The 24,149-nt window shown below is 55.6% G+C and carries 19 protein-coding genes; 17 read left to right on the top strand and 2 right to left on the bottom strand.

All coding sequences use genetic code 11. From position 1 onward, the window contains the following. The first annotated feature begins 14 nt into the window (after window positions 1-14). The 14 genes from NH461_RS10710 (at window position 15) to NH461_RS10645 (ending at window position 17,415) form a co-directional block, all read left to right on the top strand. Window positions 15-1,322, top strand: coding sequence for a YdgA family protein (locus NH461_RS10710; protein WP_261600340.1), 1,308 nt, complete (start codon window positions 15-17; stop codon window positions 1,320-1,322). A 253-nt stretch (window positions 1,323-1,575) separates the two neighbouring features. Next, the gene (locus NH461_RS10705; protein WP_261600339.1) at window positions 1,576-1,992 is read left to right on the top strand and encodes a CBS domain-containing protein; all 417 of its coding nucleotides are present in this window, start codon (window positions 1,576-1,578) and stop codon (window positions 1,990-1,992) included. 497 nt (window positions 1,993-2,489) lie between these two features. Next, the gene (locus tag NH461_RS10700) at window positions 2,490-3,905 is read left to right on the top strand and encodes an SLC13 family permease (protein WP_261602886.1); all 1,416 of its coding nucleotides are present in this window, start codon (window positions 2,490-2,492) and stop codon (window positions 3,903-3,905) included. Between the two features lie 22 nt (window positions 3,906-3,927). Next, window positions 3,928-5,253, top strand: coding sequence for an ATP-binding protein (locus NH461_RS10695; RefSeq protein ID WP_261600338.1), 1,326 nt, complete (start codon window positions 3,928-3,930; stop codon window positions 5,251-5,253). A 10-nt stretch (window positions 5,254-5,263) separates the two neighbouring features. Then, a complete protein-coding gene (locus NH461_RS10690; RefSeq protein WP_261600337.1) occupies window positions 5,264-5,737 on the top strand; it encodes a response regulator in 474 nt (157 codons plus the stop codon). A 153-nt stretch (window positions 5,738-5,890) separates the two neighbouring features. Continuing rightward, window positions 5,891-6,064 (top strand): hypothetical protein, encoded by a 174-nt coding sequence (locus NH461_RS10685; RefSeq protein WP_261600336.1) that lies wholly within the window; start codon window positions 5,891-5,893, stop codon window positions 6,062-6,064. Between the two features lie 196 nt (window positions 6,065-6,260). After that, window positions 6,261-8,768 carry a zinc/cadmium/mercury/lead-transporting ATPase gene (locus tag NH461_RS10680; protein WP_261600335.1) on the top strand — a complete coding sequence of 836 codons (2,508 nt, stop codon included), beginning with the start codon at window positions 6,261-6,263 and terminating at the stop codon, window positions 8,766-8,768. A 484-nt stretch (window positions 8,769-9,252) separates the two neighbouring features. Beyond that, window positions 9,253-10,020: a uridine phosphorylase gene (gene udp, locus NH461_RS10675; RefSeq protein ID WP_261600334.1), complete on the top strand. Its 768-nt coding sequence runs from the start codon at window positions 9,253-9,255 to the stop codon at window positions 10,018-10,020. Window positions 10,021-10,307: 287 nt separating this feature from the next. Further along, window positions 10,308-11,924 (top strand): endonuclease, encoded by a 1,617-nt coding sequence (locus tag NH461_RS10670; protein ID WP_261600333.1) that lies wholly within the window; start codon window positions 10,308-10,310, stop codon window positions 11,922-11,924. 243 nt (window positions 11,925-12,167) lie between these two features. Continuing rightward, window positions 12,168-12,920 carry an outer membrane lipoprotein-sorting protein gene (locus NH461_RS10665; protein WP_261600332.1) on the top strand — a complete coding sequence of 251 codons (753 nt, stop codon included), beginning with the start codon at window positions 12,168-12,170 and terminating at the stop codon, window positions 12,918-12,920. 17 nt (window positions 12,921-12,937) lie between these two features. Next, complete coding sequence (locus tag NH461_RS10660; RefSeq protein WP_261600331.1) at window positions 12,938-14,167, top strand: ABC transporter permease; 1,230 nt, start codon at window positions 12,938-12,940, stop codon at window positions 14,165-14,167. Next, entirely contained in the window at window positions 14,157-15,374 is a 1,218-nt protein-coding gene (locus NH461_RS10655; RefSeq protein WP_261600330.1) for an ABC transporter permease, read from the top strand. The genes NH461_RS10660 and NH461_RS10655 overlap by 11 nt, the downstream gene beginning before the upstream one ends. 2 nt (window positions 15,375-15,376) lie before the next feature. Continuing rightward, window positions 15,377-16,060 carry an ABC transporter ATP-binding protein gene (locus NH461_RS10650; protein ID WP_261600329.1) on the top strand — a complete coding sequence of 228 codons (684 nt, stop codon included), beginning with the start codon at window positions 15,377-15,379 and terminating at the stop codon, window positions 16,058-16,060. After that, a complete protein-coding gene (locus tag NH461_RS10645) occupies window positions 16,057-17,415 on the top strand; it encodes a hypothetical protein (RefSeq protein WP_261600328.1) in 1,359 nt (452 codons plus the stop codon). The genes NH461_RS10650 and NH461_RS10645 overlap by 4 nt, the downstream gene beginning before the upstream one ends. 99 nt (window positions 17,416-17,514) lie before the next feature. Here NH461_RS10645 and NH461_RS10640 read toward each other — a convergent pair whose 3' ends face one another. Then, a complete protein-coding gene (locus tag NH461_RS10640; RefSeq protein ID WP_261600327.1) occupies window positions 17,515-18,681 on the bottom strand; it encodes a DUF1887 family protein in 1,167 nt (388 codons plus the stop codon). Window positions 18,682-19,073: 392 nt separating this feature from the next. Here NH461_RS10640 and treR point away from each other — a divergent pair, with 392 nt between their 5' ends. The 3 genes from treR to treC all read left to right on the top strand — a co-directional run bounded on the left by treR (window position 19,074) and on the right by treC (window position 23,399). Beyond that, entirely contained in the window at window positions 19,074-20,018 is a 945-nt protein-coding gene (gene treR, locus NH461_RS10635) for a trehalose operon repressor TreR (RefSeq protein ID WP_261600326.1), read from the top strand. Window positions 20,019-20,223: 205 nt separating this feature from the next. After that, entirely contained in the window at window positions 20,224-21,654 is a 1,431-nt protein-coding gene (gene treB, locus NH461_RS10630; protein WP_261600325.1) for a PTS trehalose transporter subunit IIBC, read from the top strand. Window positions 21,655-21,722: 68 nt separating this feature from the next. Further along, window positions 21,723-23,399, top strand: a complete 1,677-nt coding sequence (gene treC / locus NH461_RS10625) for an alpha,alpha-phosphotrehalase (protein ID WP_261600324.1) — start codon at window positions 21,723-21,725, stop codon at window positions 23,397-23,399. Window positions 23,400-23,495: 96 nt separating this feature from the next. Here treC and NH461_RS10620 read toward each other — a convergent pair whose 3' ends face one another. Then, window positions 23,496-24,134: a LysE family translocator gene (locus tag NH461_RS10620; protein WP_261600323.1), complete on the bottom strand. Its 639-nt coding sequence runs from the start codon at window positions 24,132-24,134 to the stop codon at window positions 23,496-23,498. Window positions 24,135-24,149 lie beyond the last annotated feature (15 nt).

Here is a 24,149-nt window from a genome sequence, read left to right as displayed (position 1 = left end):
AACTGGGACACAACATGTTGAAGAAAATTGGCGCCATCGGCGGTGCCGTGTCAATCATCTTATGCTGGCCGCTGGCGACCGGGCAAATTGGTGAGCGTATCTACCTGGATACGGTCGGGAAGTATGAAAATCCTTACCTGACGATCAGCAATGAAAGTTATGACCGGGGTTATCTGAGCTCGGATGTGGTGTCCCGCCTCGAAGTGAAAGATGACTGGAAACCGATGTTCGATGATGAAGGCTTGCCGACAGTCTGGTATGTCCATCATAAAGTTGAGCACGGCGTGTTGGGCGTGACATCGACCAGCGAGCTGGTGCTGGATGAGACGTTCAAGCCGGTGGCGGACAAGTTGTGGGGTGACGGGGTGACGCCGATCCGCTTCACCACCTCGACCGCCCTGACCCGGGCGACGGAATTTTCCATCACCATGAACCCGATTGCCTTCAAGGATGAGCAAGGGGCCACGGCTGATGTGACATCGTTTGAGATGACCGGCTCGGTGGATAGCAAAGGGGCCGGAGAGTTCCACTACCGGTTGCCGAAAGCATCCCTGACCACCACGGCCCGCGAAACCATGGTCCTGAACGGGCTGGAGGGGGGCGGCCAGGGCGTGATGGATGGTCAGTTCTGGATTGGCAGCCAGAACCTGGCTGTGGCGCACCTGAGCTTCCATAACCTGGAAGCCGATCAGGGCGTGGCGCTGGACAAGTTGGTGGTCGCGATGCAGAACAGCTTGAGTCAGCCGGAACCGGCTGCAGAAGCGGCGGATCCGAAGCTGACCAATACCAACAGCGTGCGCATTGCACGTGTTGTCGCGATGGATGGTCAGGAATACCAGGACCTTCACTTCCAGGTGGCACTCTCGGAGCTTGATTATCCGGCCATCACCCGTCTTGGCCATGTAGCTGAAGGGATTGAACAGCAGATGACCCAGGCACAGGCGGAAGAAGCAGCTCTGGCGCTGGATCTGCTGGTGGCGAAAGGAATGAAGTTTGCGATTGAGCAACTGAGCGTGGTGACGCCGAAAGGGGCGGTGACCAGCAATCTGAACCTTGAACTGGCGCCGGGCATTGCCAGGGCGTCAGAGAATCTGGCGTTGATTACGGATAAACTTCAGGGCGATTTCAGTTTACAGTTGCCGATTGCGCTGGTCGAAGCGAATCCTGAGCTGCTGGACAAAGCGAACATGATGGAGCAAAACGGCATCATTGAAAAAGGGTCTGAGTTTTACGACCTGAAGGTCAAGGTGGATGGCGATCAAATCATTCTGGCATCGGGCGATCAGTTGCCGCTGGCGATGCTGATGATGCTGTTTATGTAAGACTGTTGTTGATGAAATAGGCTGTTGACGCAACACGGCCGTCATCGGTAACCCCAAAACGACCCCAACCCAAGCCGCACCGTTGCCGTGCGGCTTTTTTGATCGTCGGCCGCCATGTATCGGTCATACCTATTAATGAAATTGCTTATTTCCATTTAGTAATTTCAGAGAAATGGGTAACACTTAAGACATACAGCAGGTAGAACAAGATGAAGCGCCTGTTTTGGTTTGTAAATTTCGTTTAGGGGGATGCATGGAGTCGCTGAAAGTTAAAGATTACATGAATATGCGCCCGGTCACATTTGATCCGAAAATGTCCTTGTCGCAGGCGCTGGATAAATTGCTGGTATCGAAACAGATCGGTGGTCCGGTTGTCGACGAGCAACGCAAAGTGGTCGGCTTTATTTCTGAGCAGGATATGATCCATAAGCTGCTGAAAGTCGGCTATCACTGCCAGGATACCCATAATGTGCAGGATTGTATGCGTTCAGAGGTGCTGACGGTCACACCGGAAGACTCGATTATTGAGCTGGCGGAAGTCATGACCGGCCAAAAGCCGAAAATTTATCCGGTGGTGGATAACGGGCGGTTGGTAGGCATTATCACCCGGCGTGATGTGCTGACCGCGATCAGTAACCAGATTGTAGATTGCTTTAAACATCCGGTCTGACAATTGGGCGGAATCGCAGCACGGGTACGCTGATCCTGGAACACCGCTCCTGACACACCAATCATGAAATACCAACTCTGAAATAGCAGCCACAGACGCTTCGGCGCCTGTGGCTGTTTTGATCTCATCCCTCCGGCCTGAAACTGCCTGGCTTGTGCCGACCTTATTTTCACGCTGCACTATTGTGCCTCCCGCCGGATGTCCCCCTGTGAGTGAATGTGCGATAGCGCAGGTTTACAACATTTGGTTGAATTTCATCGGCTTATTTATTGATCTGCGGCTAAGAAATGCCCCGTTGCCGGTCGCAGAATGACCAGAGTTGCTTTTGACATCGCTCTGGAAACAGCGTTCGAACTGCCGCTGGTGGCTGCGGAAACCGACGGCAGAGCCGGATACCTGGCCGTGTGCCCCTTATGCTTGCGACATGCATCATCCGTCACCCAGAAGGCCCTAGGTATCAGACCGATTTTTATTTGTTGTTAGGGAATAGATCCATGATGCGCCAATCTCTGAGGTATCTCGTACCGATATTGATCCCGCTGGTGATCCTGCTGCTACCGGCCACAGCATTTCCGGTTGAAGGACTGACTGTGATCCAACAACGGGTGATCGCCATTTTTCTGCTGGCCGCTTTGTGCTGGGTGTTTGAGCCGATCCCGATTTACGCCACCTCGGTGGTGATTATTGTGCTGGAACTGCTGATGCTGTCCGACAAAGGATTGGTGCTGTTTCGCGGTGGGGAAGGCCAGGCAGCGTTTGGTGAGCTGCTGAGTCATAAAGCCATTATGGCAACCTTTGCCAGCCCGATCATCATGCTGTTTCTTGGCGGATTTTTCCTCGCGATGGCTGCAACCAAGTACCGGTTGGATGTCAACTTGGCCCGGGTGTTGCTGAAACCGTTCGGCACCCGGCCCAGCCATGTGATGTTCGGGTTGATGTTGATCACCGCTGTTTTTTCGATGTTTATGTCCAACACGGCCACCACAGCCATGATGTTGTCGATCCTGGCCCCGGTGATCGCTCTGTTCGGTGCCAAAGATCCGGGCAAAATTGCCTTCGCCCTGTGCATTCCGGTGGCCGCCAATATTGGCGGGATTGGCACACCAATCGGCACGCCGCCCAATGCCATCGCGCTGAAATACCTGACCGGTGAGAATCTGATCACTTTTGGCGAGTGGATGTTCTTCGGTGTGCCGTTCGTTGCAGTCTTGCTGTGTTTTGCCTGGGCCCTGATCAACGGGTTCTACCCGGCGAAGCAGGAAAAAATTGAGCTGACCATTCAGGGCAAATTTCTCAAGACGCCGAAGGCGATTACGGTGTATGTCACTTTTGCGCTGACCATTGTGCTGTGGCTGATGGGATCGGCCCACGGCATGAATGCCTATACGGTGGCGCTGATCCCGGTTGCGGTCTTTTCGCTGACCGGCATTATCAACAAAGAAGATTTGAAGAAAATTTCCTGGGACGTGTTGTGGCTGGTTTCCGGCGGGATCGCTCTGGGGCTGGCGCTGGACCAAACCGGTCTGGCCCGGCTGATGGTGCATAGTATCCCGTTTGACAGTTATTCCCCTTACGTGGTTCTCGGCGGTTCGGCGGTCCTGTGTCTGTTGATGGCGAATTTCATGTCGCATACGGCGACGGCCAACCTGCTGATGCCGATTATGGCGGCTTTAGGAACATCGATGGCGTCCCTGGTACCGCTTGGCGGTGAGATCACCCTGATCCTGGTGGTGACCTTTGCTGCCTCTTTGGGAATGTCCCTGCCGATCAGTACGCCGCCGAATGCCCTGGCTCATGCAACGGGTCATGTGGAAAGTCAGCAGATGGCACGGGTCGGGGTGATTGTCGGCGTGGTCGGTGTGCTGCTGAGTTTTGTGATGATTTGGATCCTGCATCTGATCGATCATATTTAAGTGGTCAATACACGGAGATGACATGCAACAACCCATGGCACTGCAACGCATTATTGAAGTGTATTTCGGCGACCCGGCAAGAACCCTGAGGGTGAAATCCGGCACCCAGGTGCTGCGCCAGGATGGTTTTAACGACCGGCTGTACTGGGTGAAATCCGGGAAGCTGGCCGGTTACATGCATAATGAAAGCGGCGAACAGACAGCGAGGATTTTTCGGGTCGATCCCGGGATGTTTTTCGGTGTTCACAGTTTCTTTTCCAGAACGCTGGTGGCTTCGACTACCGTGATTGCTGAGGAAGACAGCGAGCTGGCCTGGATTGACAGTACCACCACGGCGGTGGATGCCGCGCAATTCGGGTCATTGACCGAGCAGTTTATGCCGGTGATGGTGCATGAGCTGGCAAAGCGGCAAGTACTGGCGGGTCAGCAGGCGATCGCCAAAGAGAAAGCCTTGCAGAAGCTTTATGCCGCTGAGCAGATGACGACGCTGGGTCAGTTGGCCGCAGGAATCGCCCATGAGCTGAACAATGCCATCGGTGTGCTGAGCAGCAAAACGGAAGGGGTGGAATCGGCGGTACGCCAGTACCTGGCGCAGCACCAGCCTGAGCTCTGCCCGTTCCTGATCAGCGGGATCGACGAGGGGCAGGCGGCGACATCGTCGCAGGTGCGCCAGCGGTCCCGGGCGTTACAGCAAACGTATGGCCTGGCACGCGAGTCGGCCCGGCAACTGGCTCGGGCGGTGCCGGACGGGGAAGTGCCGCCTGCATGGCTGGGCAACTTAGAGGATGCGCTGGCGTACTGGGAGATGGGGCGCGATCTGCATGACATGCGCCTTGCCGCCCGGCACGCAGCGGGCATTGTCCGCTCGGTGAAGCAACTGGGCGGTGTCGATCAAACCCGGCAGCCGGGCGTGGATGTGAACGACACGCTGCACAAGTCCTTATCGTTGCTGCAAAGTAATCTGCGCCGGGTGAACGTGGTACTGCAACCCGCCGAGTTACCGTCCCTGACTGCCAGTACCACCGAGCTGGTGCAGATTTGGGTCAACATCATCAAAAATGCTTGTGACGCCATGGCTGAGACCCAGGCACCGGAGCTGGAGATTGTGACGCGCAGTTCGCGACGTCGGATCAGCGTCATCATCAGCAATAACGGTCCGATGATCGACGACGCGATTCGCCACAAGGTGTTTCACCCGAACTTCACCACCAAAAAAGGCGGCTTGTCGTTCGGGCTCGGGCTGGGGCTGTCGATCGTGCAGCGGATTGTCCACAGTTACGGCGGCTCGATCTCGCTTCGGAGCAATCCGGACAACACGCAGTTTCGAATTCATTTACCAATTGCTTAAGGGAAAGCTGATGGAAAAGTTAAATATCATTTGTGTGGATGATCAGCGGGAAGTGCTGAGTGCGGTGCTGAAAGATCTGGCGCCGCTCAATGATTATTTTCAGGTTGAAGACTGTGAGTCGGCTGACGAAGCGCTGGAGCTGATGGACGAGTTGGACGCCGAAGGGGAGCATATCGCGGTGGTGATTTCAGACCACGTGATGCCCGGCATGACCGGGGTCGAGCTGTTGAGTCGGGTGTCGCAGGATCAGCGCTTTACTCAGACCAAGAAGGTTCTGCTGACCGGTCAGGCAACCCACCAGGATACGATTGAAGCGATCAATCGGGCTCGGATCGAGAGCTATTTCGAGAAACCCTGGACTGCGGAAGCGCTGCTGACCACCGTCAGAAGCTTAATCACGGAGTATATTTTCGACAGCGGGTTGGATTATCAGGCGTGGGCCGATGTGCTGGATAACAGTGTGGTGCTTCGGCGTCTGCGTTAGGGAGGGGATGTGTTGTGTCGATGATGGTTTTTCATGTGGCGCAAGATTATTGACCGGCAATTTGCGCGAAATCAAAGGTTGCCAGCTCGCGGTGAGCTGCCAGCCACGCATCAACTATGATTAAAGTGAATCGGTTGGTGTGAGGCAAATATCATGGTTGATTTTCTTGAGCACATGCGTCTGCGAGGGAAAGCTGAGGAAGATCTGTATTTTGCAGAGCGCGATCGTCAGCTCATTAAAGCGCTGCATGACAAGCAGGCCCGAGAGCAACAAACACCGGAAGAATCTGCCGGGCAGCAAGAGTTAAGCGGTTTACCTGAACGCTGAGGGTTGGCTGTTTCGATGGATGGACACCCATGCCGTTGAAAGTTGGTTTGGGAGTGGTCTGTTGCAGTCTTTCCGGGATTGGTGAGCGCGGAAGAAGAAAATAAGAACCTTTTTTCATGCATGGCTTGACCTTAGACTTAGCTCCAAGGTTTATAGTTAGGATATTCATCCTACAAACCAACCTGAGGAGTGTGCCATGTGTGCTCAGTGTAACAACAAGAAATCCCATATCCATACCGTCAAGCCAATAGGGGCTCAGACCGGTTCGGTCCGTGTTGAGGCCGGGCGAGATCCACAAGGCTGTTGTGCGTCCGCATCAGTGCAGACTGTGTCTGCCGACCAGGGCAGCGAGGCGTCGGGGAGTGATTCCGGTGGCGATGAAGAGCCTGCCGGGCGGCCCCGAATTTCGGCCATTCACCCATCTGCCAATGTCCTTCAGCCTGCTGCTTTTAAGTGCTCTCCGGCTGCCCTGAACACCGGGCCAGAGACTGATCACGCACACCACTCATCAGTTCCCCATGACCACGGAAAATCAGGCACCTGTTGCAGTACCTCGCACACAGCCGAGGAGAACGAGCCGGAGTCTTTGTTCCAGGCGTCGGCAGACAGCCATAGCCTGAGCTGGAAAATCCAGAATATGGATTGCCCGAGCTGTGCCGGAAAGCTGGAAAAAGCGATTTCGGCGATTGAGGGCGTGTATACCGTCAAAGTGATGTTTGCGACCGAGAAGCTGATGGTGAGTTGCGGCGATCAGGCGCTGGCGACGGTGATTGAAAGCAAAGCCAGTGACACTGGATTTCCGTTGATCTCTTCGCAGCAATCGTCCGAGCCTGCTCCGCAAGGCTTCTGGCGTCGCAATGCCGCCATTCTTTCTATCGCCTTCATGATGCTAGCCTCGTTTTTGGTTAGCCAGGTATCGGAGACTTTCGGGTTGGCGGCATTTACCGCGACCACGATCCTGGGCCTGATCCCGATTGTCCGCAAGGCCGTGGCTCTGGCCAAAGGCGGTTCGCCGTTTTCAATCGAAACCCTGATGAGTGTGGCAGCGATCGGGGCATTGTATCTCGGGGAAACGGCAGAAGCCGCAATGGTGCTCTTACTGTTCCTGCTGGGTGAACAGCTGGAAGGATATGCTTCTGCCCGGGCACGAAGTGGCGTGAAGGCGCTGATGGATCTGGTGCCGGAGCAAGCCACCTTAGTTCGTCCGGACGGCACCAAAGTTAAAGTCGCTGCGGAGGCCCTGGCCCCGGGCGATGTGATTGAAGTGGCCCCAGGCGGACGATTGCCAGCAGACGGCGAGTTGATGGATATCAGCGCCAGCTTTGATGAAAGTGCATTGACGGGTGAGTCCGTGCCGGTCGAGCGGTTACCGGGCGAGTCGGTGATGGCTGGCTCCTTGGTTGCCGATAAGGTGGTCCGGCTGAAAATTGTCTCCGCCCAGGGGGAAAATGCCATCGATCGGATCTTGCACCTGATCGAAGATGCCGAGTCGCGCAAAGCGCCGTTGGAGCGTTTTATCGACCGCTTCAGCCGCTGGTATACCCCGGCCATGATTGCTCTCGCGGCGCTGGTGATCGTGATCCCGCCAATGTTCTTTGCCCAGTCCTGGGAAGCCTGGCTGTATAAAGGACTGACCTTGTTGCTGATTGCCTGCCCGTGTGCCCTGGTGATTTCCATTCCGGCGGCGATCACTTCTGGTCTGGCAGCGGCGGCCCGACGCGGGGCGCTGATTAAAGGCGGCGCAGCACTGGAGCAACTGGGACGAATTGACCTGGTGGCCTTTGATAAAACCGGCACCTTGACGCAGGGCAAACCTGTGATGACCGATCTGGTCAGCTGGGACGGTGATGAGGCACGTCTGTTGCAACAAGCGGCAGCGGTTGAAGACGGCTCCATGCACCCGCTGGCACAGGCTGTGGTCAAAGCTGCGGCATCGCGCGGGCTGCCTGTCCCGCACGCTGAACACCGGGAAGCATTACCCGGGCGCGGGATCATGGGGGTCGTTGACGGTGATTCTCTGCTGTTGGTCGCTGCAGACCGGCTGCCGGAAGAGATTCAGCTGACCGTGGCGCAGCAGGCTGAGGCCGAGGCTCTGGAGGCACAAGGCAAGACGCTGGTGGTGGCGATTCGTAACCGTGAGCCGGTGGGTCTGATTGCCTGGCGGGACAATTTGCGCGAAGAAACACCGCAAGCGGTTCGGCAACTGCATGCGATGGGGATCCGCTCCGTGATGCTGACTGGTGACAACCCTCGGGCCGCCGCGGCAATTGCCGGCGAGATCAAGATTGATTACCGCGCCGGTCTCTTGCCGGCAGACAAAGTCCGGGAAGTGGAACTGGCCAACCAGCACGCTAAGGTGGCGATGGTTGGGGATGGCATCAACGATGCGCCGGCGATGAAAACTGCCGCCATCGGGATCGCGATGGGGGGGGGAACCGATGTCGCACTGGAAACGGCCGACGCTGCATTGACCCATGATCGGGTGGCGGAGTTGCCCGCCATGATTGCCCTTTCACGTGCGACGTTGGCCAATATCCGTCAGAACATTGGCTTGGCTCTCGGCTTGAAAGCGCTGTTTCTGGTCACCACCTTACTGGGCTTTACTGGCTTGTGGGTCGCGGTCCTGGCAGATAGCGGTGCCACCGCACTGGTTACCCTGAATGCTTTGCGCCTGCTGCGGTTTAAACCCCGGTTTGAACGCTAGCCGATAAAACCTGTGCCCCGGATGTCCGGGGCACCGTGTTTTCAGGGGGAAATCTTTTCAAGGTGACAGGTTTTTCAGAGTGAGCATTCTTTTCAGGGGGCAGTGCTTTCACTGGGCAATGTTTTCAAGGGAGCAGGTTTATCAAGTAGACAAGGCTTTCAAGGGGGCAATGTTTTCCAGGGAACCAGGGCTTTCCGGGATGACGCCTACGCAGCGCGCCGTGTTTTGAGTAAAAAGTGTGAAGAAGGGCAAAAGCAAACGTTTATTTGTGATATTAATCACTTAATTTTGTAACGTTTCATTTTTTGTATTTCAATTGATGTGACGTGAATCACTAAAACTTCTTGTGCTATCAGCTATCGTTATCAGGTGTTTTGAGCGTGCTGTTTTGCCGGACAGCACGCTCAAAACATTTTGATTTCCAATCAATAGCCGCAGACCTCATCGTCCCTAACAAGCGGCATGGTATAAAAAGGATAAAATTATGTCTGACAACGCAGTGTTCCATTTGGGTGTAAATAAAGCCGATCTTAACGGTGCTGAGCTGGCGATTATTCCGGGTGATCCTGCCCGTGTTGAAAAAATTGCCAACCTGATGGATAACCCTGAGTTCCTGGCAAGCTCACGTGAGTACACCGTGTACCGTGCCAAGCTGGACGGCAAGCCAGTGGTGGTTTGTTCAACCGGTATCGGTGGCCCGTCAACGTCGATTGCGGTTGAAGAGCTGGCGCAACTGGGTGTTCGTACGTTCCTGCGTGTCGGCACGACGGGTGCGATTCAGCCGCACATCAATGTTGGTGACATGATTGTGACCACCGGCTCTGTCCGTCTGGACGGTGCCAGCCTGCACTTTGCACCGATGGAATTCCCGGCAGTTGCGGACTTCTCTGTCGCGACAGCGATGAAAGCCGCCTGTGATGCCGACGGCGCAACGGTTCACACCGGTGTGACGGCTTCATCCGATACCTTCTACCCAGGCCAGGAGCGTTACGACACTTACACCGGTCGTGTGGTGCGTCGTTTCCAGGGTTCGATGGAAGAGTGGCAGCAAATGGGCGTGCTGAACTTTGAAATGGAATCAGCGACCCTGCTGACCATGTGTGCCAGCTCTGGTCTGCGCGCAGGCTGTGTTGCCGGCGTCATCATCAACCGGACTCAGAAAGAGACCCCGGATCACGCGACACTGAAAGAGACCGAAGCACGCTCAATCAAAGTGGTGGTTGAAGCGGCACGCCGCATGCTGGCGGCATAATCCAAGCCTGGCTGGTCTGGGATCAGCCGTGGTGCTTCATAAAAACCGATGCTGCGGCATCGGTTTTTTTATGTCTGCGACATTGAAATGGATGTGAAAGATTGACGCCAACCGATGAGGGTCACCTTGTGTTATCTTTTGTTACCGACGTTCAAACTGTGTGATATGCAGCAAAAAGTTAACACAATGAATTCGTTTGCAACATGAGGATGTGATCACTGATAACTTTTAATGATGCATTACTCATTACCCTTAGCTGACTTTTTCATCATTAAACAGAAGGTTATATGGATATTAGAGTAATGACTCTCACCGCGGCAGCGTTGCTGGTCTCACAGAGCGGCTGGGCTCAGGTTACTAATGGCGATTTCGAACAATGGAATGATAATGCGCCTGCTGGCTGGAGTGTGATTGATACCGGCATTGCGCTCTCCCCAGTGTCGGCGCCGGTGATTCAGGGCGGGCTGGCCGCACAGGTCACGGTGAATACCGGGACTCAGGGCAATACCGACCTGCAGCAGACGGTGCATGTCGAGCAGGGCCAAACCTATCCGTTTACCGTGTCGCTCTATCATACTGAGGGGCATGTGAAAGCCCGTCTGGTGGTTGATGGCTATCAGGGATATTCGAACCCGCAACAGATTAACCAGTGGCAGACGATCAGTTATACCTATACCGCCACAATGACGAAAGAGATTCAGGTGGGGCTGCGATTCTACGATGAGTCCGGTTTTGATGGTTCCGAAGTCGTTTATGTCGATCACTTCCTGCCGACAGACACGAGTGAGCCGCCGACACCTGCCTGCAATGACACGATTGCAACGCTGACTTTGGTGACCGATCAGTATGCTTCTGAAACCAGCTGGCGACTGGCCAATGCCGGCGGTGCCGTGTTGTTTGAGGGAGCCGGCTATGCCAACGAGACCACAAACACCCGGGAAATGTGTCTGGCCGATGGGGATTACACCTTCACGATCAACGATTCGTACGGGGATGGCCTCTGCTGTCGTGCCGGAAACGGCTCCTTTGCGCTGACGGTCGACGGTCAAACGCTTGCTTCCGGCGGTCAATTCCAGCACAGCCAGGCGTTTCCTTTCACCTTGGGCGACACTGAAGCCCCGCCGCCTTCAGACCTGGACGAATACTACCAGTCCGCAGCAGGGAAAACCGGTTTTGCGCTGAAAACAGCCTTATATAACATCATCAATCAACACAACAGCCGCGGCTATTCGGCGATCTGGGACCTGGTCAAGGTGGCCGATTTGGACCACTACTACGAAAACGACGGTTCCGTCCTCGACATGTATTCTGAGCAGCCTGCAACGAGCGATGCAGTGCATTTCACCAAAGTGACCGACCAGTGCGGTCAGTACAGTGGTGAAGGAGATTGCTACAACCGGGAGCATTCGTTCCCGAAAAGCTGGTTTGGCGGTAAAGTCGAGCCGATGAATTCTGACGGTCACCATATCTTTGCCACCGATGGTTATGTCAACGCCAAGCGCAGCAATTGGCCGTTCGGGGAAGTGGGCAGCGCGACCTATACTTCGGGCAATGGCTCGAAACTGGGCGTGGCCGAATCCGGTCTGGGTTATACCGGAACGGTGTTTGAGCCCCTGGATGCTTTTAAAGGGGACTTTGCCCGGGCCTATTTCTATATGGCGACCCGCTACGAAAATGAAATTGCGTCCTGGGAGGGTAATACGACCAATGCTGACGCCATTCTGGATGGTACCAATACCACGGTGTTTGAACCCTGGATGCTGAATATGCTGAAACGCTGGCACCAGAATGATCCGGTCAGCCAGAAAGAGATCGACCGCAACCAGGCGGTGTTTGAGTTCCAGGGCAACCGGAACCCGTTTATCGATCACCCTGAGTTTGTCGGAGCAATCTGGGGCAACTAATCCAATTCCCTGCTGCACTGATGTGTGCATGGTCCCCCGGTGCCGTTGGCCCGGGGGATTGTTATATCTGCTCGGTTTCAAAATTCACTTCGCTTCATTTCATTTCATTTCGTTTTACGTCCGCCCGAGCGCATGGCTTTGTCCCACATGGCTGACTTTCTCTGTTTCGTGACGGGGATTTGATCAAGAAGAACGGTTGTTGTGTCAATATCATAGGTATCCGAGCTGAAACTGGGGGTCACGATGCGCGTACTGACGTTGTTGTGGATAGGGGTTGCCGTGCTGTTTTCCGGCTGGCTGCATGCTGAAAGCGCGACGGAAATCGTCCGCAAGGCCGACTTGCAACTGCGCGGGGATTCCAGTTACAGCGAAGCCACGATGCGGATCATTCGTCCGAGCTGGACCCGGACCATGCGAATGAAAGCCTGGACCAAGGGGCGGGATCTGTCGATGGTGCTGGTCACGGCACCGGCAAAAGAGAAAGGCAGTGCGTCGCTCAAGCGCCAGCGGGAAATGTGGAGTTGGGTCCCGAGCATTGAGCGGGTGGTGAAAATTGCGCCGTCGATGCTCAGCCAGTCCTGGATGGGCTCGGACTTCACCAATGATGATTTGATTAATCAGTCATCGATTGTGGTGGACTATCGCCACGATATGGTCGGCACCGAAGTCTTTGACGGCGATCCCTGCTGGGTGATCGATGCCTATGCCAAACCGAATGCACCGGTGGTGTGGAATAAGGTCCGGATGTGGATTTCAAAGCGCACCTACCTTGAACGCCAGGTCGAGTTTTACGATGAGTTCGATGAACTGGTCAACATCATGAAAACCTATGATGTGAAAATGCTCGGCGGCCGCCAGTTGGCGACTCGACTGGAAATGCTACCGGTTGACAAGCCCGGCAATAAAACTGAGATCGTGACCCACCAGGCGCAATTTAACTTTGCGATCAAAGACAGTTTCTTTTCCATCAGCCAGATGAAAGCGCTGCGCGATTAGCCGCACCGGGAATCGGTATGTTAGTGAAATTGGCCTGGCGAAATTTATGGCGACAGAAGCGGCGGACCCTGCTGACCGCTTCGGCTTTGGCGCTGACGCTGGCCCTGTCACTGTTCATGCGCAGCCTCCAGGAAGGCAGTTATGCCAATAATATCGAGAATGCTGCCCGGTTTTATACCGGGCTGATCCAGATCCAAAATCCTGATTTTCGCGACAGCCAGAGTATTGATGATGTGCTCCCGGCTGATCCCGCCTTTACTGAGCCGCTGGCCACCCACGCCAATATCGCCCTTTATTTGCCCCGAATTGAGTCGTTTGCCCTGGCTGCTGCCGGAAATAAGTCGAAAGGCGTGATGGTGATGGGGGTGCTTCCCGAGCAGGAAGCTGACTATTCGGGCATCGCGGCGCGGGTCAAAACCGGTGCGTTCCTGAACGCTGATGATCAGCAGGTGCTGATCGGGGAAGGGCTGGCACGTTTTCTGAACCTCAAGGTGGGGGATGAGATCATCCTCTATGGTCAGGGCTATCATGGCCAGACAGCTGCCGGTCTGTATCCGGTGAAAGGGATCCTGAAATTTCCCATGCCTCAGCTCGATAACCAGCTGGTGTACATGCCGCTGGCATTGGCGCAGACCTTGTACGGCACCGGGCCGCAAGTGACTGCCTGGGTGCTCCATACCCGCCACTTGGATAGGCTGCCGCAGACCGTGGCCGAGCTGTCCGCCAGCTATCACGGCCGAGCCCAGGTGCGTGACTGGCAGGATCTGTCGCCGGAGATGGCCCAACAAATCGTGATGGATAAAGCCGGCGGTATCATCATGATGTACCTGCTGTACGGAGTGGTGGGCTTTGGGTTGTTTGCGACCCTGCTGATGATGACTCTGGAGCGCCAGCGGGAGTTCGGGGTGATGTTGGCAACCGGTCTGTTGCGGCGCAAGTTGTTGTACCTGATTTCCATTGAGTCCGTGCTGATTGCCGGAATGGGGACTGTACTCGGGCTGGTGGTGGTGATCCCGATCCTGATCTGGCTCTACTTCGATCCGATCGAGCTGACCGGCGAAACCGCTGAAATGATCCTGGAAATGGGTTGGGACCCGGTGATGCCGGTGTTGCTGTCTCCGGGGCTGATGGGCGATCAAATCCTCATCATGCTGGGCCTGTTGCTGCTGTGCCTGTTGTACCCGATGTGGCGGGTGTACCGGCTCGATGTCGTCAGCGCGCTGAAAGGAGGTACCCATGCTGGCTAAACTGGCCTGGCGTAACCTGTGGCGCAACTGGCTGCGGACCGGGATCATGCTGACGGCTATGGTGTTCGGCCTGATGGGCGCGGTCACCATGATGGGACTGACAACCGGGATGTATCGCAGCATGATCGACAATGCGATTGCCTGGCAGACCAGCCATCTTCAGGTTCACCACCGTGACTACCTGACCCACCCGGATATTCGTTCGGTGCTGGATCACCCGGAGACGCTGATTGAAACCCTGAAACGTTCTCCGCAGGTGAAAGCCTGGTCGGCCCGTTTCGTCGCGACCGGGATGGTGGCTTCCGCCCGCAGTGCCCGGGGGGTAAGGATCAACGGTATTGATCCGGCGGATGAAGCGGCGGTCACCCCGTTGGCCCGGAGCCTGCGGGAAGGCCAGTGGCTGTCCGGGCCGGGGCACAACCCGGTGCTGATCTCGGTGAAAACCGCAGCACGCTTGAAGGTCAAAGTGGGCTCGAAAGTGGTACTGACCTTTACCAATGCCGCGGGGGATGTGGTCGGGGCTGCGTTTCGGATCCGCGGACTGTTTCGCACCCCGGCCTCGGGGTTTGATGAAGGCAACGTGTTTGTCCGTCGCACTGATTTAGTGCCGCTCGCTGGCATCAACGGCAGTCATGAGCTGGCCGTGTTATTGGACGATGAAAATAACGCTTTCGCGTTTCGCGAGGTCTTGCAGGCCAGTACCTCGGCACAAAACCGGGTGCGGGATTGGACTCAGGTTCAGCCGGTGCTGGCGACGATGATTAACCAGATGGGGGTGAGTAACGCCATTATGCTGACGATTTTCGTGGTGGCCTTGGGGTTTGGCATCGTCAATATCATGCTGATGTCAGTGTTTGAGCGTACCCGGGAATTCGGGGTGCTGATGGCGGTGGGCATGCCCAAGCGGCAGATATTTCTGTTGATCCTGATGGAAGCGGGGTGGCTCGGCATTGCGGGGGCAGTGGCCGGTCTGATCAGCAGTCTCGCGGTGATCCGATTGTTGCAATATACCGGGGTGCCGCTGGGCGGGTTGGCCGAGGGGCTGGGCGCTTTCGGGGTCGATACCGTACTCTACCCGGCAGTGAGCGTGTCAGACTATCAGATGATCTTACTGACGGTGGTGACGGCCAGCCTGCTGGCGGCGCTGTATCCGGCCCGGCAGATCCTGAAAAAACAACCGGTGGAAGCCATGGCGGAGAAGCATTAAGCATGACCATCCAAACCAAACAATTGTGTAAAACCTATAACCCTGAGTCAGACTTCCCGGTTCAGGCCGTGAAAAGCCTGGATCTCACCATTGAGCAGGGCGAGTTTGTGGCCGTGATGGGGCCGTCGGGCTCAGGGAAAACCACCTTGCTCAACCTGCTGGGCGGGATCGACCGGCCGACATCCGGCTCGGTGTTGATTGACGGTTGTGATATCTGCCAGTTGTCGGACAGAGCCAGAATCGCTTTTCGGCGCGATCATATCGGGTTTATTTTTCAGGATTACAGTCTGCTGCCGGTGCTGACCGCACTGGAGAATGTTGAGTTTGTGATGCAGTTACAGGGCCAAAGTGAGCAGGTGTGCCGCCAGCGGGCCGAAGCATTACTGCGCCAGGTCGGGTTATCTGCGCAGCAGGATAAATTTCCGGCCAAGTTGTCCGGCGGTCAGCAGCAACGAGTGGCCGTGGCGCGGGCGCTGGCGCCGAGCCCGCGCTTTATTATGGCGGATGAGCCGACCGCCAATCTCGATGCCCAAAGTACGGCGGAATTGCTGGATATCATGCAGCAGCTCAATGAGCGGGAAGGGACCACTTTCATTTTTTCCACTCATGATCCCCGGGTGATCACCCGGGCCAAAAGGGTGATTGTGTTTGAGGACGGGGCCCTGACGGAGGATCTTCAGCAGTGAAGTGGGTAATGGTCGGTCTCGGAATGTTCGGTGCTGTCGCGGTGATTGCAGACGTTGCGGCCGCAATAGATTCTGCACAAGACCCAGTAGCTTCGGCGCAAGACCAGAGAGATTCGGTGCAAGACCCGGTGCAGGTTGATAGTACAGTCCCCGTGTCTGAGCCCGCTTCTGATTTGAATACCGAGCCGATCCCCGGGCTGTCCGGGGGACAGGGTGCAGTGCCGGGCTCAGAACCCAGCGCAATTCCGGGTCTGGTGCCCGAGGCAAACTGGGACTTCGGCGGCTACGTGACTTATCTGGCCACCGCCAGCTGGCCGGATGCAGCCGATACAGGTTTGGATCACCTGATCCATCAACGTTTTAACGCGGAATATCGGTTTACGCCGGTGCTGCGGCTGAATGCCGGGATGCGCAATCGGCTGTTGTTTGGCGACAGCGCTGAACTGCCGGGGTTTGCGCGTCTGGTGGGGGCCGATACCGGCTACATGGATTTGACGTATAACTGGTTGGAGAAAAACGGTGTGGTCGGCACCAGCCAGTTCGATCGCTTGTATCTGACCTGGCAGCCGACGGACTGGCAACTTCAGGCCGGGCGATTTCGGGTCAACTGGGGCATGGCCACGGTCTGGAATCCCAACGATATTTTTAATGCCTACTCCATTTACGATGTGGATTATGAAGAGCGCCGGGGCACTGATGCGGTGCGGATCAGCCGCAAATTGGGGTTTGCCAGCTCAGTGGAAGTGGTGTACAGCCCGGCGCGCGATTCTGCGCTGGACAGTTACGCCGGACGTTATGGTTTCAATCATCAGGGGTGGGACTATCAGCTGTTGGCCGGGAAATCCGGTCTGGATCGGGTGATTGGCGCCGGTCTGGCCGGGGAAGTCGTCGGGGCCGGGGTGCGGGGGGAATTTTCCTGGTTTGAGCCGAGCCGGGATCAGTGGCAGGGGATCACCCTGAAGGCAACGGCAGTCGCCAGTGCGGAAGTCGATTACAGCTTCGGGGGCGTTCGCAACTGGCTGGCCCGGGCCGCGCTGTTGTATACCTCCACGCCGCAGCCGCGGCAAGATGCGGTGCTGTTTCTGAATTTGCCCCTGACCGCCCGGACGCTGAGTTTTACCGAACTGGGCAGCTATGCCGGACTTGATTTTGACTGGTCAGCACTGAGCCGGGTGGGATTATCGGCGACCTATTATAACGACGGCTCGTTCTTTCTCGGGGTCAGCAATACTTATTCCCTGGCGGATGACTGGCAAATGTTGACGGTCTTGCAACGCTTTGACGGCAGTACCGACAGCTTGTTTGGCCAATCGGCTGCAACTTTGCTCTACTGGCAGCTGCGCTGGAGTTTTTAGTGCTGGGCTTTTGTCGGAAAATATTTTGCAGGAAAGAAGGTGCCGGTCCGTTGGTAATCACGGACCGACAGGGCAGGGACGACTGATCAGCAACAGTGATCAGGCGATGTTGTGCCGATGGCCCCCGGCATCTTTAAACCAGTTGTGCAGGTGCAATTGCAGATCGCCCAGCTGTTCCGGGCCGATGATCGCCAGCCCCAGATCCTGAGCACGTACTAAATCATGGTGGCGAAGCGGACGGAAGCTGACCAGCATGGCGCGGGCTTGCAGGCCGCCGAGCAGGTCACGCAGTGATTCCAGTTTATACAGGGTATCGTCGCCGTCATCACGCATGCCTTTGGTTTTACATTCGATGATGTGCAGCTTGTTATTCACCACGGTCGCGACGTCCAGTTCATTGCGTACTTCGCGATCGCCAATCTGGCGATAGACCTGAACACCGAGGGAGTGATCCTGAATGGTCGGCAGCTCATTCTGAATGGCCCGTACGGTGCTGTGCACCAGATTCTCCAGCCACTCCCCGTTGGCAAAGCGGCGGGCTTCTTCATGTTTGAAGGTTAAAATGCCATTTTTGTAGCTGGCCAGTCCGGTTTCTTCCAAATCTTTCAGCAGGATCCCCAGCTCTTTATACCCCTGTTGTTTCTCGCTCAGGGCGACATCCAGTTTTTGCTCTTTGCGGCAAGTGGTGGCCAGATAGTTCAGGGTCGCCAGGCCCGGACCGAGTTCCAGCGCGGAGCTGGCCCAGCGCTGGCCCAGCTCCCAGAGCTGATCGTTCAGGGCTTCCGGCACACTGGATTCGGGCAGCTCACAGCGGGCACCGAAAATCGTCAGGTAATCCGTCAGCTGGATGCGGTCTTCCACTTGTTGTTGTTCGCGATCGGCCGGATAGAGCCAGCACATTTCATCGCTGAACGGCTCAATCACGTAAATCGGCCAGTGGTAGGTGCGGAACACTTCGTATGCCGATAACAGGCGGTGACGCAGCCCGCAGCTGGCATTGAACCAGACCTCAGATTGCTGCTGCTTGAGCGTCGCAGCCAGTTCATCAAGGCGGCGGCGGATCGAGGCGATATTAATGGAGCTGGGAATGGTAAAGAATTCGGCTTTGATATTGCGTGGTGTGAGAATCGAAGCCAGGCGTTCGTATTGCTCCTGCTCAGCCTCGGTGCCGATAAAAATCATGCGCTCAGCGGGCACGCCGTGGTCGAGTAAAGGGGTGATCAGTCGTACCGGATCCTGATCGATAATGCCAACATGAGTAATCATAATCATCCTTATGCTTTATCAAGGTTGGCACAAAAAGGGTCATCCAGAAGATAAGGGCCAACACACGACGTTCAGCAATGATTGCTATTGTTATTGTCGAGTACCGGGCTGGGATTGAAGTCAAACCCTGTCCGGCCTGATGATACAAATGGGGCCTGCAAAGAATAAATTCAAGTAAATACAGGCACTAAAGGCAACATATCTGATTCCGCTTCAATAAATGTCCGCATACTGTAAGTATTTCTCATCATTCGGTGCTTGGAAACCTGGATTTTTCCGGGGCGGCATTGGGCGCTTGCGCGCGGGGTTGCGTCGGACTGTGCGGGAAAAAGGATTGAAATCCTGACGCTTACGGTGACAATAGGGGAGATTGTTCCAGCCTGTACCGAGATATGACGCAAAAGCTCACAATTTTAGATATTGCCAAACTGGCCGGGGTAGGGAAATCCACCGTCTCCCGTGTCCTGACCAATGATCCCAAGGTGAAACCGGAAACCCGCAGCAAAGTCGAGCAGGTGATCCGGGAATCGGGCTACGTGCCATCCAAGTCGGCGCAGGCGATGCGTGGCGGCAGTGCCAAAGTAGTTGGGATTATTCTCTCCCGTCTGGACTCGCCGTCAGAAAACAAGGCGGTCCGTGGGATCCTGGAAGTCATTTATCAGGCCGGTTACGACGCGGTGATTATGGAAAGCCAGTTCAGCGCCGAGAAGACCAATGAGCACCTGGCCGTCTTGCAAAAGCGTCAGGTGGACGGGGTGATTGTGTTCGGGTTCTCGGGCTGTGATTTGGCGCCGATTGAAGCGCTGGGGCAGCGCGCCGTGGTCATTGCGACCGATACCGATCAAGTGTCTTCGGTGGGTTACGATAATCACGGCATGATTACCCTGGCGATGAATCACCTGCTGCAACAGGATAAACGACAGATCAGCTATATCGGTGTGGGGGCTGAGGATAAAACGACTGGTTTGATGCGGCTGAACGCCTATCTTGCCAGCTGTGAGGCGGCAGGTCTGGTTCCTTGCTATCAAACCGGGCAGTTGAGCCATGAGAGTGCCTATCAGCTCACCGAGCGGGTGGTTGGTCCTGACACCGAAGCCATTGTTTGCGCCAGTGATACCCTGGCAATGGGGGTGGCCAAGCGGCTTCAGGAGCTGGGACGAACGGATATCCAGGTCTCCGGCGTCGGTGCGACCGATCTGCTGTCTTTCATTTTTCCCAATACCTTCAGCATTGATCCGGGCTATTATCAGGCCGGTCATGCCTCTGCGACCCTGCTGATTCGCCAGCTGGCCGGTGAGCAAGCCATTACTCACCTGACCCAGCAGGCAAGCTTGTGACCCGGCAACTACACTCGTAACAAGCCTTTCGGCCATGTGATCCTTCAGATTCACCCCGTCAATGAGTGTGAGCTGATTCACGGAGTGGGAATGTTCCCATTTTAAATTCCATCAGGGTTTGCCATTATCATGGTCAAGTAATGGGAACATTCCCATTTCATGATAACGATAAGACCTTCCCTTCAATGAAAAGATGGACATCGGCATGAGTAAGATAGATCGGCAACAAGTCGAGCGCCTGGTGGCGTTGATCGGTGGCGGCGACAATATCGCCAGCGTCAGCCACTGTCTGACCCGACTACGCTTTGTTTTGAGTGATACAGACAAGGCCAAGGTAAAGGATATTGAGGACATCCCTATGGTGAAGGGGTGTTTCACCAACGCCGGACAATTTCAGGTGGTGATCGGCACCGAAGTTGACCAGGTATACAAGCTGCTGGCAGAGCTGACCGGCGACAAAGGAGCCAGCAAGGAAGAAGCGAAAGTCGCGGCTCGCCAGAACATGAACCTGCTTGAGCGCGGCATCTCCCACCTTGCAGAAATCTTTGTGCCGCTGCTGCCTGCCATTATCACCGGGGGTCTGATCCTGGGCTTTCGCAATGTCATCGGTGACATCCGGATGTTCGACGGCCAGACCCTGACCGAAATCAGTCAATTCTGGGCCACGGTCCATTCTTTCCTGTGGCTGATTGGCGAAGCGATTTTCTTCTTTCTGCCGGTCGGGGTGTGTTGGTCGACGGTGAAGAAACTGGGCGGGACGCCGATTCTCGGCATTGTGCTCGGGGTGACGCTGGTCTCGCCGCAGTTGATGAATGCCTATTTGATCGGCAAAGAAATTCCCGAAACCTGGGATTTCGGCTGGTTAGTGATTGAAAAAGTCGGTTATCAGGCACAGGTGATCCCGGCAATGCTGGCGGGGATTGCGCTGGCCTTTATTGAGACCAACCTCAAGCGGATCATTCCGGACTATCTCTACCTGGTGATTGTCCCGTTCGTGTCCATCATCCTGTCGGTGATCCTGGCCCATGCCCTGATCGGCCCGTTCGGTCGGATGCTGGGTGATGCTGTCGGCTATGCTGCCAAAGCAGCGATGACCGGTGACTTTGCGATTCTGGGGGCCATGGTGTTTGGTTTCCTGTATGCGCCGCTGGTGATCACCGGGGTGCACCACACCACCAACGCCGTTGACTTGCAACTAATGCAGGATATGGGCGGCACCCCAATCTGGCCGCTGATTGCGCTGTCGAATATTGCTCAGGCATCGGCGGTGGTCGGCATCATCTGGATCAGCAAGAAGCACAATGAACGCGAAATCTCGGTGCCGGCAGCAATTTCAGCCTACCTGGGGGTTACGGAACCGGCGATGTACGGGATTAACCTGAAATACAAATTCCCGATGCTGAGCGCCATGATTGGTTCAGCGCTTGCCGCCGCTATCTGTGGCAGCGTGGGCGTGATGGCGAACGGTATTGGTGTTGGCGGGTTGCCGGGGATCCTCTCCATTCAGCCGCAATACTGGATGGTATATCTGCTGGCGATGTTGGTGGCCGTGGTGGTGCCAATCACTTTGACCGTGCTGCTCTACAAGCGTGCCCAGGCCAAAGGTGAGCTTGAGCAATCGCCGCAAACTGCATAATTCCCACAGATCGGCCGCCACATGCTGGCGGCCGTGCTTATAAAACAAACAACGTCAGGCTAGAGACAATGAAACAGCAATTGGAATGGTGGCGCACCGCGACGATTTATCAGATTTATCCCAAAAGTTTCTGCGACAGCGGTAACAAGGGCACCGGTGATTTGCAGGGGATTATCTCGAAGCTGGATTACCTGAAAACCCTTGGGGTTGATGCGATTTGGCTGACCCCGGTGTACTGCTCACCAATGATCGATAATGGCTATGATATTTCTGACTATTACGACATTAATCCGGATTTCGGCACCATGGCCGATTTTGATCAGTTGCTGGCGCAGGCCCATCAGCGTGGGATCCGGGTGGTGATGGACATCGTGGTGAACCACACGTCCACCGAGCATGCCTGGTTCCAGTCGGCGCTGGGCGACCGGCACAGCCCGTACCGGGATTACTATATCTGGAAAGATCCGGTCGACGGCGGAGTGCCGAATAACTGGCAGTCAAAATTCGGCGGCTCAGCCTGGGCGCTGGATCCGGCGACTGAGCAATATTATCTTCACCTGTTTGCCCAAGAGCAGGCCGACCTGAACTGGGAGAATCCGAAAGTTCGGGAAGAAGTTAAAGCCATCATCGGTTTCTGGGCGGAAAAAGGGGTCGATGGCTTTCGCCTCGATGTGATCAATCTGATCTCCAAACAACAGGATTTCCCGGACGATCATCAGGGCGACGGTCGCCGTTTCTACACTGATGGCCCGCGGGTGCATGAATACCTGCAGGAGATCAGCGAAGCGGTGTTCCGGAAATATGGTTCGGTGACGGTGGGGGAGATGTCATCGACCACACTGGAACACTGTCAGCAGTATTCGGTGCCTGACGGCAAAGAGCTGTCGATGGTGTTTAACTTTCATCACCTGAAAGTGGATTATCCGAATGGCGATAAGTGGACCCGGGCACCGTTTGATTTCCGCCAGCTGAAATCGATTTTGAACCACTGGCAGCAGGGGTTGCACGACCAGGGCTGGGGGGCGCTGTTCTGGTGTAACCATGATCAACCGCGGGTGGTCAGCCGCCTGGGCAATGATCAGCAATACCGGGTCGAATCAGCCAAAATGCTGGGTGCTTCGGTACACATGATGCAGGGCACCCCGTACGTCTACCAGGGGGAAGAGATCGGCATGACCAATCCGGGCTATGACTCGATTGATCAGTACCGGGATGTGGAAAGCATTAACATGTACGACATCATGGTCAATCAGCAAGGCATCTCAGAGCAGGAGATGCTGGCGATCCTGGCGCAGAAGTCCCGCGATAACTCGCGCACGCCGATGCAGTGGGATGACAGCCGTAATGCCGGATTCTCTGTCGGAGAGCCCTGGCTGGCGGTCGCGGACAATTACCTGGAGATTAACGCCCGGCAGGCGGTTGCGGATGAGCATTCGGTGTTTCATTTCTACCGTCAGCTGATTGCGATGCGCAAAGAGATTGAGGTGATCACCACCGGCGATTACACCGACCTGATGCCGCAGCATGATCAGATTTTCTGTTACAAGCGGGAGTCCGAGACGCAGATCCTGTTGTGTATCAACAACTATTACGGTGAGCCGGTCGAGTGCCTGCTGCCGGAAAGCATCGACCTGACGACTGCTGAATATGTCCTGAGCAACTATTCGGATGTGTCGATGCAGCGCCCGGTATCCCGGTTCACCCTGCGGCCTTATGAGAGCCGGATTGTGTTGATCCACAAATAGGGTGTTGATTCATAAGTTAAGTATTGAGCAACAATCTGAGACTAAAAGAGCGCCGATGGCGCTCTTTTTATTGGTGCGGTGTGAGTCCGGGAAGGGCTAGGGCGTCGGTACTTGTGAGGCCAGCAGCCAGATCGCCAGTACGAAAAAGATCAGTCCCATGAACTTGTGCTGGTTGGTGCGGAATTTTTCATTTTTCAGCAGCGGTTTGCCCAGGCTGCCGACCATGGTCACCAAAAACAGGTTAAACAGCAGACCGAGCACATTGAGTAACAAACCTAACACCAGCATTTGCTCGCCGGAGGAAGCGCCGATCTGCGGCGAGACGAATTGCGGCAGGAACAATACAAAGAAAATCAGTGCTTTCGGATTCAGCAGGTTGCTGATCACCGCCCGGCGGTACAGCGTCATCGCCAGGCCGGAAGATTGCGCAACATCCGGCGCATCCGCCGGCTGGGTGCGTATACAGTCCCAGCCCATCTTCAGCAGGTAGGCACCGCCCAGCAAGCGGAGCACTTCCAGCGCCAGTGGATTCATGGCAATCAGGGCTGACACACCCAGTGCGGCCAGCAGGGTCAGGATGATCCCGGAAGTGGCATTGCCAAAACTGGCGAACACACCCACTTTTTTGCCGTAGCTTAGGCTTGAGCTGGCGATGAGCAACATGTCAGGGCCGGGGATCAGCAACAGGGCAATCACCGCTGTCAGGTATAACGGTAAGATGGAAAAATCGATCATGGGATATTCGAACTA

Source organism: Photobacterium sp. TY1-4, from assembly GCF_025398175.1.
GTDB lineage: Bacteria > Pseudomonadota > Gammaproteobacteria > Enterobacterales > Vibrionaceae > Photobacterium.
The sequence above is the reverse complement of the archived record's forward strand: the minus strand, read 5'-3'. Positions and strand labels throughout refer to the sequence as shown.

What these genes read in the sequence shown, in the direction of transcription:
- treR (WP_261600326.1), top strand. Translation starts at nt 19,074, where the DNA reads ATGACGCAAAAGCTCACAATTTTAGATATTGCCAAACTGGCCGGGGTA.
- NH461_RS10655 (WP_261600330.1), top strand. Translation starts at nt 14,157, where the DNA reads ATGCTGGCTAAACTGGCCTGGCGTAACCTGTGGCGCAACTGGCTGCGG.
- NH461_RS10700 (WP_261602886.1), top strand. Translation starts at nt 2,490, where the DNA reads ATGCGCCAATCTCTGAGGTATCTCGTACCGATATTGATCCCGCTGGTG.
- treB (WP_261600325.1), top strand. Translation starts at nt 20,224, where the DNA reads ATGAGTAAGATAGATCGGCAACAAGTCGAGCGCCTGGTGGCGTTGATC.
- NH461_RS10680 (WP_261600335.1), top strand. Translation starts at nt 6,261, where the DNA reads ATGTGTGCTCAGTGTAACAACAAGAAATCCCATATCCATACCGTCAAG.
- NH461_RS10695 (WP_261600338.1), top strand. Translation starts at nt 3,928, where the DNA reads ATGCAACAACCCATGGCACTGCAACGCATTATTGAAGTGTATTTCGGC.
- NH461_RS10660 (WP_261600331.1), top strand. Translation starts at nt 12,938, where the DNA reads ATGTTAGTGAAATTGGCCTGGCGAAATTTATGGCGACAGAAGCGGCGG.
- NH461_RS10650 (WP_261600329.1), top strand. Translation starts at nt 15,377, where the DNA reads ATGACCATCCAAACCAAACAATTGTGTAAAACCTATAACCCTGAGTCA.
- NH461_RS10705 (WP_261600339.1), top strand. Translation starts at nt 1,576, where the DNA reads ATGGAGTCGCTGAAAGTTAAAGATTACATGAATATGCGCCCGGTCACA.
- udp (WP_261600334.1), top strand. Translation starts at nt 9,253, where the DNA reads ATGTCTGACAACGCAGTGTTCCATTTGGGTGTAAATAAAGCCGATCTT.
- NH461_RS10665 (WP_261600332.1), top strand. Translation starts at nt 12,168, where the DNA reads ATGCGCGTACTGACGTTGTTGTGGATAGGGGTTGCCGTGCTGTTTTCC.
- NH461_RS10670 (WP_261600333.1), top strand. Translation starts at nt 10,308, where the DNA reads ATGGATATTAGAGTAATGACTCTCACCGCGGCAGCGTTGCTGGTCTCA.
- NH461_RS10640 (WP_261600327.1), bottom strand. Translation starts at nt 18,681, where the DNA reads ATGATTACTCATGTTGGCATTATCGATCAGGATCCGGTACGACTGATC.
- treC (WP_261600324.1), top strand. Translation starts at nt 21,723, where the DNA reads ATGAAACAGCAATTGGAATGGTGGCGCACCGCGACGATTTATCAGATT.
- NH461_RS10685 (WP_261600336.1), top strand. Translation starts at nt 5,891, where the DNA reads ATGGTTGATTTTCTTGAGCACATGCGTCTGCGAGGGAAAGCTGAGGAA.
- NH461_RS10710 (WP_261600340.1), top strand. Translation starts at nt 15, where the DNA reads ATGTTGAAGAAAATTGGCGCCATCGGCGGTGCCGTGTCAATCATCTTA.
- NH461_RS10620 (WP_261600323.1), bottom strand. Translation starts at nt 24,134, where the DNA reads ATGATCGATTTTTCCATCTTACCGTTATACCTGACAGCGGTGATTGCC.
- NH461_RS10690 (WP_261600337.1), top strand. Translation starts at nt 5,264, where the DNA reads ATGGAAAAGTTAAATATCATTTGTGTGGATGATCAGCGGGAAGTGCTG.